The sequence below is a fragment of the Brevibacterium sp. p3-SID960 genome (assembly GCF_025144725.1).
Lineage (GTDB): Bacteria > Actinomycetota > Actinomycetes > Actinomycetales > Brevibacteriaceae > Brevibacterium.
Window position 1 is genome coordinate 1 of record NZ_JALXKS010000027.1, and the last position, 14,869, is coordinate 14,869.

The 14,869-nt window shown below is 68.4% G+C and carries 16 protein-coding genes; 1 reads left to right on the forward strand and 15 read right to left on the reverse strand.

Translation table 11 applies throughout. The annotated features are described in order from the left end of the window. Positions 1–53 precede the first annotated feature (53 nt). The 3 genes from M3B11_RS08915 to M3B11_RS08925 form a co-directional block, all read right to left on the reverse strand. Positions 54–2,393: a bifunctional UDP-sugar hydrolase/5'-nucleotidase gene (locus M3B11_RS08915; protein ID WP_259877150.1), complete on the reverse strand. Its 2,340-nt coding sequence runs from the start codon at positions 2,391–2,393 to the stop codon at positions 54–56. A gap of 225 nt (positions 2,394–2,618) precedes the next feature. Continuing rightward, a complete protein-coding gene (gene truA, locus M3B11_RS08920; protein WP_259877151.1) occupies positions 2,619–3,506 on the reverse strand; it encodes a tRNA pseudouridine(38-40) synthase TruA in 888 nt (295 codons plus the stop codon). Beyond that, a complete protein-coding gene (locus M3B11_RS08925; RefSeq protein ID WP_259877152.1) occupies positions 3,503–4,147 on the reverse strand; it encodes a hypothetical protein in 645 nt (214 codons plus the stop codon). Before M3B11_RS08925 ends, truA begins: the two co-directional genes overlap by 4 nt. Positions 4,148–4,341: 194 nt before the next feature. Between M3B11_RS08925 and M3B11_RS08930 the strand changes: the two genes are divergently transcribed. Beyond that, entirely contained in the window at positions 4,342–5,517 is a 1,176-nt protein-coding gene (locus M3B11_RS08930) for a glycosyltransferase family 1 protein (RefSeq protein WP_259877153.1), read from the forward strand. Between the two features lie 25 nt (positions 5,518–5,542). Here the strand turns inward: M3B11_RS08930 and M3B11_RS08935 are convergent, their stop codons facing one another. The 12 genes from M3B11_RS08935 to M3B11_RS08990 form a co-directional block, all read right to left on the reverse strand. Continuing rightward, the gene (locus M3B11_RS08935; protein ID WP_259877154.1) at positions 5,543–6,157 is read right to left on the reverse strand and encodes an energy-coupling factor transporter transmembrane protein EcfT; all 615 of its coding nucleotides are present in this window, start codon (positions 6,155–6,157) and stop codon (positions 5,543–5,545) included. Continuing rightward, complete coding sequence (locus tag M3B11_RS08940) at positions 6,154–6,984, reverse strand: energy-coupling factor ABC transporter ATP-binding protein (RefSeq protein ID WP_259877155.1); 831 nt, start codon at positions 6,982–6,984, stop codon at positions 6,154–6,156. Before M3B11_RS08940 ends, M3B11_RS08935 begins: the two co-directional genes overlap by 4 nt. Before the next feature lie 4 nt (positions 6,985–6,988). Beyond that, positions 6,989–7,612, reverse strand: coding sequence for a biotin transporter BioY (locus tag M3B11_RS08945; RefSeq protein ID WP_259877156.1), 624 nt, complete (start codon positions 7,610–7,612; stop codon positions 6,989–6,991). 162 nt (positions 7,613–7,774) lie between these two features. After that, the gene (gene guaA / locus M3B11_RS08950) at positions 7,775–9,373 is read right to left on the reverse strand and encodes a glutamine-hydrolyzing GMP synthase (RefSeq protein ID WP_259877157.1); all 1,599 of its coding nucleotides are present in this window, start codon (positions 9,371–9,373) and stop codon (positions 7,775–7,777) included. A gap of 34 nt (positions 9,374–9,407) precedes the next feature. After that, complete coding sequence (locus tag M3B11_RS08955) at positions 9,408–9,878, reverse strand: DUF3817 domain-containing protein (RefSeq protein ID WP_259877158.1); 471 nt, start codon at positions 9,876–9,878, stop codon at positions 9,408–9,410. Then, entirely contained in the window at positions 9,868–10,767 is a 900-nt protein-coding gene (locus M3B11_RS08960) for an SURF1 family protein (protein WP_259877159.1), read from the reverse strand. Before M3B11_RS08960 ends, M3B11_RS08955 begins: the two co-directional genes overlap by 11 nt. Positions 10,768–10,799: 32 nt before the next feature. Next, positions 10,800–11,936: a GuaB3 family IMP dehydrogenase-related protein gene (locus M3B11_RS08965; RefSeq protein WP_259877160.1), complete on the reverse strand. Its 1,137-nt coding sequence runs from the start codon at positions 11,934–11,936 to the stop codon at positions 10,800–10,802. Positions 11,937–12,019: 83 nt separating this feature from the next. Further along, entirely contained in the window at positions 12,020–12,574 is a 555-nt protein-coding gene (locus tag M3B11_RS08970; protein ID WP_259877161.1) for a DinB family protein, read from the reverse strand. A 356-nt stretch (positions 12,575–12,930) separates the two neighbouring features. Beyond that, positions 12,931–13,401 (reverse strand): hypothetical protein, encoded by a 471-nt coding sequence (locus tag M3B11_RS08975; protein WP_259877162.1) that lies wholly within the window; start codon positions 13,399–13,401, stop codon positions 12,931–12,933. Continuing rightward, positions 13,398–13,790, reverse strand: a complete 393-nt coding sequence (locus M3B11_RS08980; RefSeq protein ID WP_259877163.1) for a hypothetical protein — start codon at positions 13,788–13,790, stop codon at positions 13,398–13,400. Before M3B11_RS08980 ends, M3B11_RS08975 begins: the two co-directional genes overlap by 4 nt. Beyond that, a complete protein-coding gene (locus M3B11_RS08985) occupies positions 13,787–14,296 on the reverse strand; it encodes a hypothetical protein (RefSeq protein ID WP_259877164.1) in 510 nt (169 codons plus the stop codon). Before M3B11_RS08985 ends, M3B11_RS08980 begins: the two co-directional genes overlap by 4 nt. Before the next feature lie 92 nt (positions 14,297–14,388). Beyond that, a complete protein-coding gene (locus tag M3B11_RS08990) occupies positions 14,389–14,862 on the reverse strand; it encodes a hypothetical protein (RefSeq protein WP_259877165.1) in 474 nt (157 codons plus the stop codon). Positions 14,863–14,869 lie beyond the last annotated feature (7 nt).

Here is a 14,869-nt window from a genome sequence, read left to right on the forward strand (position 1 = left end):
GATGGTGGTGGCCTCACCGGTCAGCGGTTCAGCTGACCGATCTCATCTGCTGCTCAGAGCTGCGAGCGGCGGCGAACGGCGTAGACCGAGGCGGCACCTGCACCGATGAGGGCCAGTGCGACACCGAGTGCGGTGGCGAGCTCGGCGCCGGTGCGCGGCAGACGACCCTTGTCGTCCTTGCCCTTGCCGTTGTCGTCCTTGTTGTTGTCGTCCTTGCCCTTGCCGTCGTCATCCTTGCCGTCATCGGACGGGTCGTCGGAGGGCTCATCGCTCGGGTCGTCGGAGGGCTCATCGGACGGGTCGTCGGAGGGGTCATCTGACGGGTCATCTGACGGATCGTCAGATGGGTCATCCGACGGGTCGTCTTCGGGAACCGTCACGGCTGCTTCGACCTCGTGGACGAGCGGCATCGGGTTGTCGTCCCAGAAGGCGTGCTCCGGGTCAGCGGTCAGGCTCACGGTGAACGGGTACTCGCCGGCCTTGGCGCCCTCAGGTGCCGTGATGGTGAACGGGTAGTCCGAGTCTCCGGCCTGGATCTCGTCGATTCGGGCGCCGGCACCCTCGTCGTCGGCGTTCTCGCCGTAGTCGACCTCGAAGCCCTCCGGCAGGCCGGAGACTGCGTAGGTGACCGGTCCGGTGACCTTCTCCTCAGCCTTGAGGTTGACGGCGAAGTTCGTCGGCTCGTCCTCGCTGCCGGTCAGCGTCGCTTCGACGGTGCCGTTGCTGATGACGTCGAGAGCGGCGTCAGCCTGGCGCTCCTTCTTGTCCGGGGAGACTGGGGAGTTCTCCTCGAAGTACTTCTGCCAGATCTCGAAGTCGGTCATGCCCGACTGCTCGAAGGTTCCGGTGGCGAAGGAGGAGAAGTTGTCCCCGCCGGCTGCCAGGAACGACAGCGTGGCGACCTTGTACTCCTTCTTCGGGTCGATGTCCTCACCGTTGACCTTGACGGACTTCACCCGGTCACCGGCCTCGGCAGTCGAGTCGTAGACGACATCGAGCTCATCGGAGATGCCCAGGTGCAGGAACGGACGCGAGGCGCCCTCGGGCTGCCACTGCTCTTCGAACAGCTGGGTGACGGCCTCACCGGACATCGTCACGACACCGTGGTCGTTGGCAAAGGGCAGCACGCCGTTGAGCTCGGCGACGGTGACTTCGCACTGCTCTTCGCTGTTGTAGATGTCATCGCACTTGAGGTCGGTGCGCAGACCGCCCGGGTTGGTGATGCCGAAGTCGGCCTCCCCGAGCTGGGTGTAGGAGGCGCCCTCCTTGAGGGCGTCGGCGACGAGGTTGCCCAGTGTCGACTCAGCGCCGCGGTCTTCCTTGCCGTCCTTCTCTGCCCGGGTGATGTCCTCGGTGATCTTGCCGACGACCTGAGAGCCCTTCTCCTGGGCGACGTCCTCAGCGTCGGAGATGATCTGCTTGACCTTCGTCACGCGCTCGGAGTCGTAGTCCTCGCCCTTGGTCGGCAGCACCTCATTGGTGTCGACCTTCCAGTTGCCGTCGGCATCGGCTTCGAGGACGAGCTTCGAGACGGCCTTGGCGTAGTGGTCGGCCTGCACGATCGGGCGGGTGCGCTCGGTGCCGGGGACCGGAGCTTCGAGCTCCATCTTCTTGTGCGAGTGGCCGAAGAACAGCGCGTCGACCGAGGCGTCGGCGTCGTCGACGAGCTTGGCGAACTCCTTGTTCGAGCCCTTCGCACCGTCGACGGAATCGGTGACGTCCGGGCCGAGGTGGGCCTGGACGATCGTCAGATCCGGCTTCTCGGCATCAGGCAGCGCTTCGAGGCGCGCGGCCTCGTCGTTGACAGCCTCAGTCGCGTCGCCGAATTCGAGTCCGGAGATGCCGTCGGGCGAGACGAGGCTGGCGGTGTCCTGGGTGACGACGCCGATGACCGCGATCTTGACGCCGTCGACTTCGTACTGGTGGCTGGCCGGCAGGGCATCGAAGTGATCCTTCGTGCCCTCCTTGTACACATTCGCGCCGAGGGTCGGGAAGTCGCTGCGCTGCACGACCCGGTTGCTCAGGTCGTCAAGACCGCGATCGAATTCGTGGTTGCCGACGGCCGAGGCGTCGAGCTCGAGGGCGTTGAGGTAGTCGATCGTCGGTGCGTCCTCCTGGGCGGAGGAGGTGTAGATCGAGGCACCGATGTTGTCACCGGCCGACAGCAGCGTCGTCGCTTCCTCACCGCCGTCGAAGGCGGCGCGCTCGCGCTCGATGACCGAGGCGGTGCCGACGCCGTCGGCGTCGAGGCGGCCGTGGAAATCGGTGATCCCCAGGATCTGGATCTTCTTGCCCTCCTCGACATCAGCCATGGCCGGCAGTGCACCGAGCGGCACAACCAATCCGGCGGCGGCTGTGACGCCGATGAGCAGGCGGGGCAGGGATGAAGCCATTTTCGTCCTTCGTCAGGTACCTGATTCGTCTCCGCGCCGGGCCCGCTCAGGGGCAGCGGCGCACCGTTCCAGCCTGCCGTCTGCCGATTGCCTCACGGCGAACTGAAGCTGAACGCGCTGTGAAAACGCTCAGGCTCTTCACATGGTCCAGGAATCACTCTCTCATAGACCAGGGCCGGCCGGAACCCCGGCACGCAGATGCACCAGCTGATGAACCCGCGGTGCTCAGTCGGCGGCCGACTCGGCATCCCGCCGGGCGCGGGTGCGCTCAGCACGCGCCTGCCACTCCCGAGGCGGTGGATACTCGACGTGCTCCATCACCAGGCCGTGAGCAGGGGTGACGAACATCGGGCCGAGGTCAGTGCTTCCTGCCTCGGCGCGGGCGATGAGTTCGGCCGGGCGAGTGGCCGGCCAGGCGCCGGTGCCGACCTTCATGAGCCCGCCGACGAGTGCGCGGACCATGTGGTGGCAGAAGGCGTCAGCGCGCAGGTCGATGACGATGATGTCCTCGTCATCGCGGGTGACGGTGCAGTCGAGCAGGGTGCGGATCGTCGTCGATTCCGGGCGCGGCTTGCAGAAGGGCAGGAAGTCGTGCAGGCCGAGGATCTCCTGTGCCGCGGTGTGCATCGCCGCAGCGTCGAGGGGTTCCTTCGACACGGTGGTGTGCCCGGCGGCCAGCGGGTCGAGGAAGGAGTGCGGGTCGGCGATCCGGTAGGTATAGCGGCGCGAGACCGCAGCGAAGCGGGCATCGAAGGCGGCATCGACCTCGGCGGCGGCATGGACGACGATGTCCTCTGCGCCCAGGTGGCGCAGCGCCCCGCGCAGCCGGGCGGCCAGCGCATCACCGGCGGTGCGGTCGGAGCGGCCGATGAGCCGGGCCGCGATGGCACCGGTGATGTCGAGGTGGACGACCTGACGGCGGGCATGCACCCCGGCATCGGTGCGCCCGGCGACGACGGTGCGCACCGGGGTGCCGCAGATCGTCTCCAGTCCCGCCTCGATGAGGCCCTGCACGGTACGGGCCTCAGGCTGGCGGGCCCAGCCGTGGAAGTCGGTGCCCCGGTAGCCGAGGTCGAGGCGGATCCGCCTGCGCGACCCCTCCGCCTGACTCACCGGCCCTCGCTCAGCCGGCCGGGCCGGTAGTCGGGATCGCCGCTGGACACGATGTCCTGGGAGTCGGTGTCGATGTCGAGGTCGAGCTCGGAGTACGGCACCGGGGTGAACTCCGGGAAGCGGCGGGGCATGAGCACCGGCAGCACCCCGCGCCGGCGACCGCGGTAGCGGGCGACATTGGCGTTGTAGTAGCGGGAGTCAGCGGCGATGCGCGATTCGACAACACACATCTGGATGAACAGCGCACGGGCGACGTATTCGGCATCCGAGGCCGACTCCCCTGGTGCGACCTGCTGCTCGCCGAGGCGCTGGTGCAGCTGCGCAAGAGCCACGGTGAGCTGCTCTTCAGCCGCGCCCACCGCCTCGGGCCCGGTCGACTGGCGGGCGGCGGCGAAGGCGTCGGCGACCGCATCGACCCGCGAACGCAGCTGCGGGTTCTCCTCGACGAGCGTCGAGCATGATTCGAGGAAGGAGGGGATGAGGGAGCGGCGCTCGTGGATGTCGCCACTCAGCTGCCGGTGACCCTCGGCGCACAGATCGCGGGCGAGGCTGAGCTGATTGAACCGGATGACGAGGATGACGATGGCGACGAAGAGGAGCAGGCAGGCCAGTCCGGCCAGCCACCACAGCAGCGTCGGCATCGTGTTCCTTTCCTCAAACCTCGAGAAGCGCCGGCGCACCGCACCCGCCTTGCCGCGTGCATCGCCGGCTGGCAGGTTCGGCGCCGCCAACAGTTTACCGTGTGTTCGCCTGGAACTCCGGGCTTCGCCCGGAGTTGTCCGACACGTCACATCATGGCCGAACGAGCGTCACGCACACCCGGTGCACTGGAATCATGCGCGTCGCTATCCTGGCCGAATCATTCCTCCCTCACATGAACGGGGTGACCCATTCGCTGCTGCGGGTGCTCGATCACCTCGCCGACCGCGGCGACGACGTCCTCGTCATCGCCCCCGGCACCAAACGCGACAGACCCCACGAGGTAGCCGGTGCGCCGATCGTGCGCGTGCCCTCCTTCGCGCTGCCGAAGTACCGGCGCGTGCGCGTGGCCCCCGGCGGTGTCGCCCGGATCCGCCGGCTGCTCGCTGAGTTCGAACCCGATGTCGTGCACCTGGCCTCCCCGTTCGTGCTCGGCTGGCGCGGCGTGCTCGCCTGCCAGGACCTCGGTCTGCCGTCGGTGGCCGTCTACCAGACCGAGGTGCCGGCCTACGCCGCCCGCTACGGGATGCACGGGCTGGAGCAGATGCTGTGGCATCACGTGCGCAACATCCACCAGCACGCCTCGCTGACCCTTGTGCCCTCCAGCTACGCTGCCGGCCAGCTGACCTCGCATGGGGTCGGCGCGGTGCGCACCTGGGCGCGCGGTGTCGATGCCAGCCGCTTCGACCCGACCCGCCGCAGCGAATCCTGGCGGCAGACGATCGCCCCGAACGGTGAGAAGATCATCGGCTTCGTCGGCCGCCTCGCGGTCGAGAAACAGGTCGAGGACCTCGCGGTGCTCGCCGGCGATCCTTCGCTCAAGCTCGTCATCGTCGGCGAGGGCCCGCAGAAGAAGCGCCTCCAGCAGGTGCTGCCCGGTGCCCACTTCACCGGGTTCCTCGGCGGCGACGCACTCGCCCAGGCGGTCGCGAGCTTCGATGTCATGGTCGCCCCCGGTGAGCTGGAGACGTTCTGCCAGACGATCCAGGAGGCGATGGCCTCAGCGGTTCCGGTCGTCGCACCGGCGCGCGGCGGCCCGCTCGACCTCGTCGACTCCTCGCGCACCGGCTGGCTGTATGAGCCCGGTGACCTGCGAGCGCTGCGCGGTCACGTCCGCGACCTCGCCGGCGATGACGCCAAGCGCCGCGCCTTCGGTCAGACCGCCCGCGCCACCGTCCTCGGCCGGACCTGGAAGTCGGTGTGCTCACAGCTCATCGGCCACTACGCTGCGGCCATCGAGAACCCTGCCCCGCAGGTCATCGGCCGCTCCGGAGTGGGTGTGCCCCGCTGGGCGCAGGACCGCGTCGGCTGAGTCTCACCGTCGCCGAGGCGGTGGTTCAGTCCCCGAGCCCGCGGGCGTCAAGTGCCCGGCCGGTGTCCTGAGCGAACTTCACCGCACCGAGCACCACCGGCACTGACCGTGCCTGGATGCTGCGCTCCAGCCCGCGGGCCCGTGCGGCATCTGCCGACTGTCCGACGAGCTGGGCCATGAATGGTATCGAGCGCACCATCAGCGCAGCGGTGAGCGCAACCCGTTCGGCGTCAACGCCGAGGAATCGCAGCGGGCGCACGAGCACAGCGAAGGCCTCGAGCAGCTGGCCGATCGAGGAGGTGAGCATAAGCAGGCCGGCGGCCTGGACACACACGATGAGCTTCGACACCATCACCAGTGCTTGGGCGGCATCGCTGAAGATGAGGTGGAAGGCGATGATGAGGGCGACGAAGATCCAGATCGCCCGCAGCGGGGAGAGCACCTGGCCCAGCCGCAGCCGCGAGGTCAGTCCGCAGGCGAGCAGGACTGCGAAGACACAGGCGTCGACGACCGGGTTGCGCAGAGCGAGCACGACGATGCTGATCGCTGCGACTGCCCCAAGTTTGAGGAGCACCGGGGTGCGGTGCAGCCAGCCGCCGGCGGGCACATAGGTGCCGAAGAACCGCGACTGCCGTCTCATCGCTGCTCCTCACCGGAGGCGGGTCTGCCGCCGGTGGTCCGGCGAGCGTGAGAGACGGCGGCGGCGATGAGCTGCCGGTAGGCGGCCACGGCCTCGGCTGGGGCGGTGTCGGCGACGATTCGGCCGTCTTGGAGCACCAGGGTGCGTTCGGCATCACCGGCGAAGTCGAGGTCGTGTGTGGAGACGATGAGCTGGATGCCGCGGCGGGCGGCGAGATCGTCCAGCGTGGCACGCAGCAGCTCCCGGTTGGCCAGATCGAGCAGCGTCGTCGGCTCATCGAGCACCAGCACCGTCGGGGAGACCGCGAGCACGCTGGCCAGGGCTACGAGCTGCCGCTGGCCGGAGGACAGTTCGTAGATGGAGCGTTCGGCCAGATCCTCGACCCCGAACTCCGCAAGTGCCTCGACGGCTGCCTTCCGGCGGGCGCCCTTATCGCGGATGCGGCGTTTGAGGGAGAGTTCGACGTCTTCGACCGGGGTCGGCATGACGAGCTGAGCGGCCGGATCGGAGAAGACGAACCCGATCTGCCGGCGCACGGCAGCCCCATCGTCGACGGTGTCGAGGTCGCCTAAGCGCACGTGCCCGCGGGTGGGTGCGGTGAGCCCGTTGATGAGCTGGAGGAAGGTCGACTTGCCCGATCCGTTCGCGCCGATGACGCTGATGCGCTGTTCGCTCAGCGTCAGGGTGAGATCGGTGAGCAGGGTGCGGGTGCGCAAACGGCTGCTGGCAGGATCCATATCCTCGACGGTGACGGCGACATCGTCGAACACGACTCCGGCCCGGGCCCTGTCCTGGGACCCGGGTACCGGAGTGTGTCCGTCGATCATCTGGTCAGCGCCGCACGAGGATGTTGGGGAAGGCGCGGTGGATGAGCAGGGCGAGTGAGGCGGCGACGATGTTCTTGACGACATCGCCGGGCCAGTACGGCAGGTCGGCGACGAACGCGGCCGAAAGCGGAATGCCGGCGTTGATCGAGATGCCGAGGATGCCCAGCGGGTGGGTGGTGAGGAAGCTGGCGATCAGCCCGCCGATGAATAGGGTGGCCCACAGTTTGCCGCCGGTCATCCGCTTGACCGCCCAGCCGGCGACGACACCGGCGAGCAGCGCGAAGAGCGGGAAGGCGATGAGGTAGCCGGCGGTCGGCCCGGCGAGCACACCGAGGCCGCCGGTGAAGCCGGCGAAGATCGGCAGTCCGATGAGCCCGAGCACCAGGTAGAGCAGGGTGGCGAGGAAGCCGCGCAGCGGGCCGAGTGTCAGTCCGGTGAGCCCGATGACGAGGGTCTGCAGGGTGATCGGGACACCGACGTTGCCGACCGGGATCGGCGGGGCCATCGCGAAGGCGGCGATGAGGGCGGCGAACACCGCGATGAGTGCGATGTCAGTCGACGTGAAGCGGCGCGCCGGCCGGCGGGTGCCGGCTGCCTCGGACGCACCGGGAGCGGTAGGAGAGGTCATGGAGACTCCAGTCTGTTCTCAGTCAGGATGCAAACCAGAACACCATAGCTGAACACCGTTCAGTTCTGTGCGGCGGGCACAGCCGAACGAGCCCTGCGCTGGCGCTCGCGCACACCTGCGGACTGCTGGAGCTGACCGCACCGGCAGTCAGGCCGGGCTGGCTCACTCCCACTCGATGGTGCCCGGCGGCTTCGAGGTGACGTCGAGGACGACGCGGTTGACCTCTTCGACTTCGTTGGTGATGCGGTTGGAGATCGTGGCGAGCAGATCGTAGGGCAGGCGCGTCCAGTCAGCCGTCATCGCGTCTTCGCTGGAGACCGGGCGCAGCACGATCGGGTGGCCGTAGGTGCGGCCGTCGCCCTGCACGCCGACCGAGCGGACGTCGGCCAGCAGCACGACCGGGCACTGCCAGATCTCAGCATCGAGACCTGCGGCGGTGAGTTCGGCGCGGACGATCGCATCGGCTCGGCGCAGCGTGTCGAGGCGCTCCTTGGTGACTTCGCCGATGATGCGGATGCCCAGGCCGGGGCCGGGGAACGGCTGGCGGGAGACGATGACCTCGGGCAGGCCGAGTTCGCGGCCGATGGCCCGGACCTCGTCCTTGAACAGCGCGCGCAGCGGTTCGACGAGCGTGAACTGCAGGTCCTCGGGCAGGCCGCCGACATTGTGGTGGCTCTTGATGTTCGCGGTACCCGATCCGCCGCCGGATTCGACGACATCGGGGTACAGGGTGCCCTGGACGAGGAACTCGATCTCCTCCCCGGATCCGCCGGCGGCGCTTTCGCGGGCTTCGAGGACGAGGTCGGCGGCAGCGTTTTCGAAGGTGCGGATGAATTCGTGGCCGATGGCCTTGCGCTTGTCCTCGGGGTCGGTGAGCCCAGCGAGCTGGCCGAGGAACTGCTCGGCGGCGTCGATGGTGACCAGGCGGATGCCGGTGGCTTCGACGTAGTCGTTCTCGACCTGGGTGCGCTCATCCTGGCGCAGCAGCCCGTGGTCGACGAACACACAGGTGAGCTGGTCGCCGACGGCCTTGTGCACGAGGGCTGCAGCGACCGCGGAGTCGACGCCGCCGGACAGGCCGCAGATGACCTTCTTGTCCTCCACCTGCTGGCGGATGAGCCCGACCTGTTCGTCGATGACGCTGGCTGGTGACCAGTCGGAGGTCAGGTCTGCGACGTTGTAGAGGAAGTTGCGCAGCACTTCCTGCCCGAACTCCGAGTGCATGACCTCCGGGTGCCACTGCACGCCGGCGAATCGGCGCTCACGGTTCTCGAACGCAGCGATCGGCGCACCGGCGGTCGAGGCGAGCACGGTGAACCCAGCCGGCGCCTCGGTGACGGAGTCGCCGTGGCTCATCCACACCCTCTGGCTCTCCGGCTGCCCGGCGAGCAGGGTGCCGGGTTCGGTCACGGTGAGCTGGGTGGAGCCGTATTCGCGGCGGTCGGTCTTGGCGACCGTGCCGCCGAGCGAGGTCGTCATGATCTGGAAGCCGTAGCAGATGCCGAAGATCGGCACCCCGAGGTCGAAGACCTCAGTGTCGAGAGCCGGCACGCCCTCGCCGTAGACCGAGGACGGCCCACCGGAGAGCACGATCGCCACCGGCTTGCGCGCAGCGAACTCCGCGGCCTTCGCAGTGTGCGGGACGACCTCGGAGTACATGCCGGCTTCGCGCACACGGCGGGCGATGAGCTGAGCGTACTGGGCGCCGAAGTCGACGACGAGAACGGGTGGCACCTGCGTTGCGGTGGGAGTCTGGGTCATGTGCTCAATCCTAATGTGCTTGGCGGGTGCGGGGTCAGCCCTCGACAGGGGCGACGACGACGGCGGCGTCGAGTTCGTCCTGGACGCGGTGGTGGACGCGGCGCTCGAGGATGAAGGACATGACCGGCACAACGCCGGCCAGCGCCATGAGCAGCAGCCGGCTGAGCTTCCAGCGCATCGTCTGGTTCAGCCACAGACACGAGATGAGGTAGACGACGTAGCACCACCCGTGACTGATGGCGATCGCGGCGGCGAGGTTGAAGTTGCCGATCATGAGCGCCTGGGAGGCGTCGCCGTTCATGATGAGCCCGACGATGATGTACTTGTAGATCATCTCGACGGTGAGGATGAGCAGCAGAATGCCGGTGATGATCGCCATGACCCGGTAGAAGCGCGAGGCGTTGAGCGCTGAGGTGTAGCGGCTGTAGAGCCAGACGTTGTCATCGGAGAGGTCGGGCCGGGCGTCGTCGGGGTGCTGGCGCGCATCATGGGGGTCAGTGACCATCGGTGTCCTTCATCGGGTGCTGCTGAGGCTGAGCGGCCTGGCCGGTTCCCTTGGCTCCGGCCGGCTTGACGACCACATAGTCTACTGTCTTCCCGGCTGCGGCGCGCTGCTGAGCGAGGTGGGCGTCGCGCAGCAGACGCCACCAGATGTAGAAGGCGAAACCGGCGAAGAACAGCCATTCGAGGGCGTAGACGCCGGACTGCAGGTCGAAGCCGCCGGATTCGTCGGCGGTCAGGTGCACGCGGGTGAGCCCATCGACGGCTGCCGAGGCGCCGGGCCCGGAGTCCTGTTCGGGGAACAGATAACCGGAGTAGGTGTAGATGTCGAAGAGGTTGACCAGCTGCGAAGTCGACACAGTGCGCACCTGCCCGGCTGGCAGGCCCTCGGTCGACTCCGGTCCTTCGATCGGGCCGAGCCGGGCCGTCATCTCCACCGGGCCGTCATGGGCGCGCGAGCTCATCGCCGCCTCTTCGCTCTCCACCCAGCCGCGCACCACCGGGATGGCGGTCGGGCGGGTCTCATCCGCCTCGGCGGCGGCTGGCAGTCCTGCTGCCTCACCGAACCGGGCATCGTCGGGGACGAACATCGTCACTACCCAGAAGCCCTCCGTGCCGTCGTGGTAGCGGCCGGTGACCGCGACCTGCGCATCGGGCAGGTAGTGGCCGGTGAGCGTCACCCGCTGGTCGGCGACGATCCCGGGCTGCGGGACCTGGGCTTGGACGACCTCGTTGAAGTCCTTGACGGTTTCGATGTCCTGGGAGCTGATGGCGTCGTTCTTGTGCTGGGCGCGGTTGAGCTGCCAGTAGGACAGCCCGACGAAGGCGGTGGCGAGCAGCAGGACGAGGGCGAGGAAGCCCATCCAGCGTGGGGTGAAGGCGAGTCGGAACATACGGATCGCTCAGCGCTGTCAGGCGCGCCGGCTCAGAACCCCGCGTTCTGCGGCTGGTATGGGGAGACGACGACGTCGACGCGCTGGAACTCCTTGAGATCCAGGTAGCCGGTCGTCGCCATCGCCCGGCGCAGCGCCCCAGCGAGGTTGACTTCGCCGATCGCGGTGTGGCCGGGGCCGAAGAGCAGCTGTTCGAGCGGGGCGACAGTGCCGATGTCGACGCGGCGGCCGCGCGGCAGCTGCGGGTGGTGGGCCTCGGCACCCCAGTGGCAGCCCTTGCCGGGAGCCTCTTCGGCGCGCGCGAGCGCGGAACCGAGCATCACGGCGTCAGCACCCATGGCGAAGGCCTTGATGATGTCGCCGGAGGTGCCGAGTCCGCCGTCGGCTATGACGTGGACGTAGCGGCCGCCGGATTCGTCCATGTAGTCCCGGCGGGCGGCGTGCACATCGGCCAGTGCGGTGGCCATCGGGGCGTGGATGCCCAGGGTCCTGCGGGTGGTGGCGGCTGCTCCCCCGCCGAAGCCGACGAGCACACCGGCGGCACCGGTGCGCATGAGGTGCAGGGAGGCGGTGTAGGTCGCAGCGCCGCCGACGATGACGGGCACGTCGAGTTCGTAGATGAAGCGCTTGAGGTTGAGCGGTTCGGCGTTGGAGGAGACATGCTCGGCCGACACGGTGGTGCCGCGGATGACGAACAGGTCGACGCCGGCGTCGACGACGGTGCGCCAGTACTCCTGCGTGCGCTGCGGGGTCAGTGCGCCGGCGACGGTGACGCCGGCTTCGCGGATCTCGGCGAGCCGGGCGGTGATGAGCTCTTCCTTGATCGGCTCGGCGTAGATCTGCTGCATCCGCTCTGTGGCCTGTTCGGCCGGCAGCGTGGCGATCTCGTCGAGGTAGGGCTGCGGGTCCTCGTAGCGGGTCCACACGCCTTCGAGGTCGAGCACGCCGAGTCCGCCGAGCTTGCCGAGCGCGATGGCCGTGGCTGGGGAGGCGACGGAGTCCATCGGGGCGGAGATGAACGGGATGTCGAAGTGATAGGCGTCGATCTGCCAGTCGAGGGAGACGTCCTGCGGGTCGCGGGTGCGCCTGGCCGGGATGATCGCGATGTCATCCAGGGAGAAGGCCCGCAGGCCGCGCTTGCCTTTGCCGATTTCGATTTCGCTGCTCACGCCTCCAGGGTACCGCAGGCCCCGGACATCGCTCTCACCGCCCGTTCAGCCGGCGAGCAGGGCTCTCGTTTCCGGTTGGCGATTCAGTCGCCGGTGGATCCGTCGAGTTGCTCGCGGATGAGGTCGGCGTGGCCGAGGTGACGGTTGTATTCCCCGATCATGTGCACGAGCACCCAGCGCATATTCCATGGTTCGCCTTCGCCTGCCGGTTCGGCGACCGGCGCGGACAGGTCACCGAGGCCTGCGGTGATCTCACGGGAACGGGCGACGGTCTCCTCGAACAGGGCCCGCGCCTCGGCGGTGGGGATGTCGGCAGCGAGGTCCCAGTCCCAGTCGTTGTTGTCCTCCCAGGGTGCGGTGGCCCAGGGCTCGCTGGGTGCGCGGCCGGCGACGCGGAAGCCGAACCAGTAGTCCTCGACGAAGGCCATATGGGTGAGTAGTCCGGCCAGGGTCATCGTCGACGGTGCCAGTGCGGTGCGCAGCTGCGCGTCGGTCAGTCCTTCGGTCTTGCGCAGCAGCACGCTGCGGGAGAAGTCGATGAAACCGGTGAGGGCGTCGAGTTCGGTGCCGCTGTTCGGCGGTTCGTGGACGGGGGTGATCGGTTCAGGTGGCGGCGTCGTTGCCGCAGTGTTCTCCATGTCCGTCAGCGTATCCGAGGAATCGTGGTCACAGGGGTCTTCGCCGGCCACTGTCGTTGGGACCCGGACGGTGTGCCCGCTGCCGTGCTCGACTACCTCGATGCCCCCGTCCCGGGGGGTGTTGAGCGTCTGCCTGTGCGGTTCGGCGGCTTCGCAGCTCGGTTCCCGATCCCGTTCGGCGCTGTCGTCGAGAAGCGCGGTGAGCAGGCACTGCGCATCTCGAAGGACTCCATCTCCTCGGCCTCCGACGACTCCGACGGCACGCTTACGATCCTCACCCGCAGCGGCCATCGGGCGTTTCGCGGCAGCATCGAAGGAGACAAGGAGCGACTGGGCCGGGCGTTCGCCGCTTACGGCTACCGCTGGAGAAGGGGCAGAGTGCGGCGCCTGCCGCTGACGAGCTGCAGGATCGAGGCGACGGCCAGCGAGACGGCTGCGGCGAGGACGAACAGCAGGCCCCATGACGGCTCAGCCTGAACCGGACCGTGGGGCACAAGCTCGCCGTCGATGATGTGGTCGTACATGATGTGCGGCCATTCGGCGGTGACGACGCCGACGGAGCCAGTGAACAGGCAGGCGCTGCCGACCAGGCCGATCCATCCCCATACGCGCGGATGCCACCCGGTGAGCGATTGCATGGCCATGAGGACGCTGATGGCTGTTCCCGGCCGCAGGAGCCATGTAGCCATCGAACGGTCAGCGGCCTGGAGGACGTTGGAGCTGAGCATGGCGAAACCGGGTTCAGCCGATTCGTAGACCGGGAAGCCGATGGTGAGGCCGAGCAGCAGGGGTGAGGCGATCGCGCACAGGCGGGCGTACTCCCTCATGCCGGCCCCGGGTCCGCAGCGGCAGGCGGTGCCTGCCGGGCGGCGAGCAGCTGCAGGGTCGCGGCGTGGGCGAGCACTCCGGCGGCGCACACGATGAGCAGCAGGCCGAGCCAGGGCTCGGGGACTTCCATCCCGCCGGCCGGCCGGCCCTGGTCGTCGACGCCGTCCCACATGAGCGAGGGCCGGTTCTCGCCAGTGAAGGCACCGAACGCCCCGACGGTGAGGAAAAGCGCGCCGATGTAGCCGATCCACGCCCAGACGCCGGGCCGCCAGCCGGTGAAGGACTGGATGACCATGAGCACGGCGATGAGGATGCCAGGTGCGAGCAGCGCAGCCACCGGTGAGAGGCCGACCGCGGCGATGGAGAACACACGTGAGGCGATCATCATGATCCGTCCTCCTCCCCTGCCGGTGCCGGGTCGGCACGCTGAGCCTGGGCGCGCCGGCTGCGGTGGGCCGTCACCAGCTGCAGGATCGAGGCAAGCGCCAGGATCAGCGTGGCTGCGGCGATGAGTGCCGTGCCCCACCAGGGCCCAGGCAGGATCAGCCCGCCGGTGGGCATCCCGTCAGCAGTGACGCCGTCCCACAGGATGCCGAACGTCCACAGATTCGACACCACCGAAACCGCCCCGGCGGCAATGCACACGCAGCCGGCGAGCCCGATCCAGCCGCCGGCCCGCGGCAGCATGCCGGTGAAAGCGCAGAAGCACAGGACCACGGCTGCGAGGATGCCGGCGAAGATCAGCGGCGAGAGCTCACCGGCTGTCGCTGCGGAGATGAGGCCGATGTCATCAGAGCTGCAGTCACGGTCGGTGATGCGCAGCACCGGCACCCAGAAGGCCGCTGCGAAGAGCGCGACCGTCACGGCGGTCAGGACGCGGGTTGTCGTTCTCATATTTCCAGCCTCTGATGACTCAGCGTGCCGGTGATGACCAGGCTGTGCCGGTTCCGCCACAAGCGCAGGCAGGCGCCGCCTCCGGCGCGGGGTCACGAGCCGTGGCGCTCCCCGGGCGAGCGAGTGCGGAAGTCTGCCAGCTGCACGATTCCGGCGGCGATGAGTGCGAATCCAGCCGCGGCGGCGAACGCCAGGCCCCACCAGATGTCAGGCTGCTCCATCCCGCCGATCGGCACCCCGGTGGGGTCGATGCCGTCCCACATGATGACGTTGTCACGCCGTGAGAGGGCCGTGTCGCCGGCGCCGAGGAGCTGGAGCGCGCCGACGGCAGCGGTGAGGAACCCGGTGATCCGAGTGCGCAGGCCGGCCAGGCCGATGACGATCACGACTGCTGCGGTGCCGATGACCGGCACCAGGAGCAGCGAGAGCGGGGAGGAGCCTCCTGCCGCGAGGACGGTGTCGTATCGGGCGAAGTCCCGGTTGGCGTAGCGCAAGACGGGCATCGTCAGCGAACCGGCCAGGCAGGCAAGCGCGGCGACGGCGAGCAGGCAGGAGATCAGTCTCATGTCTCCA

Bases quoted from the DNA above. Each gene is read 5' to 3' on its own strand.
- M3B11_RS08915 (WP_259877150.1), bottom strand. From the start codon at position 2,393: ATGGCTTCATCCCTGCCCCGCCTGCTCATCGGCGTCACAGCCGCCGCC.
- M3B11_RS08925 (WP_259877152.1), bottom strand. From the start codon at position 4,147: ATGCCGACGCTGCTGTGGTGGCTGGCCGGACTGGCCTGCCTGCTCCTC.
- M3B11_RS08930 (WP_259877153.1), top strand. From the start codon at position 4,342: ATGCGCGTCGCTATCCTGGCCGAATCATTCCTCCCTCACATGAACGGG.
- M3B11_RS08935 (WP_259877154.1), bottom strand. From the start codon at position 6,157: ATGAGACGGCAGTCGCGGTTCTTCGGCACCTATGTGCCCGCCGGCGGC.
- M3B11_RS08940 (WP_259877155.1), bottom strand. From the start codon at position 6,984: ATGATCGACGGACACACTCCGGTACCCGGGTCCCAGGACAGGGCCCGG.
- M3B11_RS08945 (WP_259877156.1), bottom strand. From the start codon at position 7,612: ATGACCTCTCCTACCGCTCCCGGTGCGTCCGAGGCAGCCGGCACCCGC.
- guaA (WP_259877157.1), bottom strand. From the start codon at position 9,373: ATGACCCAGACTCCCACCGCAACGCAGGTGCCACCCGTTCTCGTCGTC.
- M3B11_RS08955 (WP_259877158.1), bottom strand. From the start codon at position 9,878: ATGGTCACTGACCCCCATGATGCGCGCCAGCACCCCGACGACGCCCGG.
- M3B11_RS08960 (WP_259877159.1), bottom strand. From the start codon at position 10,767: ATGTTCCGACTCGCCTTCACCCCACGCTGGATGGGCTTCCTCGCCCTC.
- M3B11_RS08970 (WP_259877161.1), bottom strand. From the start codon at position 12,574: ATGGAGAACACTGCGGCAACGACGCCGCCACCTGAACCGATCACCCCC.
- M3B11_RS08975 (WP_259877162.1), bottom strand. From the start codon at position 13,401: ATGAGGGAGTACGCCCGCCTGTGCGCGATCGCCTCACCCCTGCTGCTC.
- M3B11_RS08980 (WP_259877163.1), bottom strand. From the start codon at position 13,790: ATGATGATCGCCTCACGTGTGTTCTCCATCGCCGCGGTCGGCCTCTCA.
- M3B11_RS08985 (WP_259877164.1), bottom strand. From the start codon at position 14,296: ATGAGAACGACAACCCGCGTCCTGACCGCCGTGACGGTCGCGCTCTTC.
- M3B11_RS08990 (WP_259877165.1), bottom strand. From the start codon at position 14,862: ATGAGACTGATCTCCTGCCTGCTCGCCGTCGCCGCGCTTGCCTGCCTG.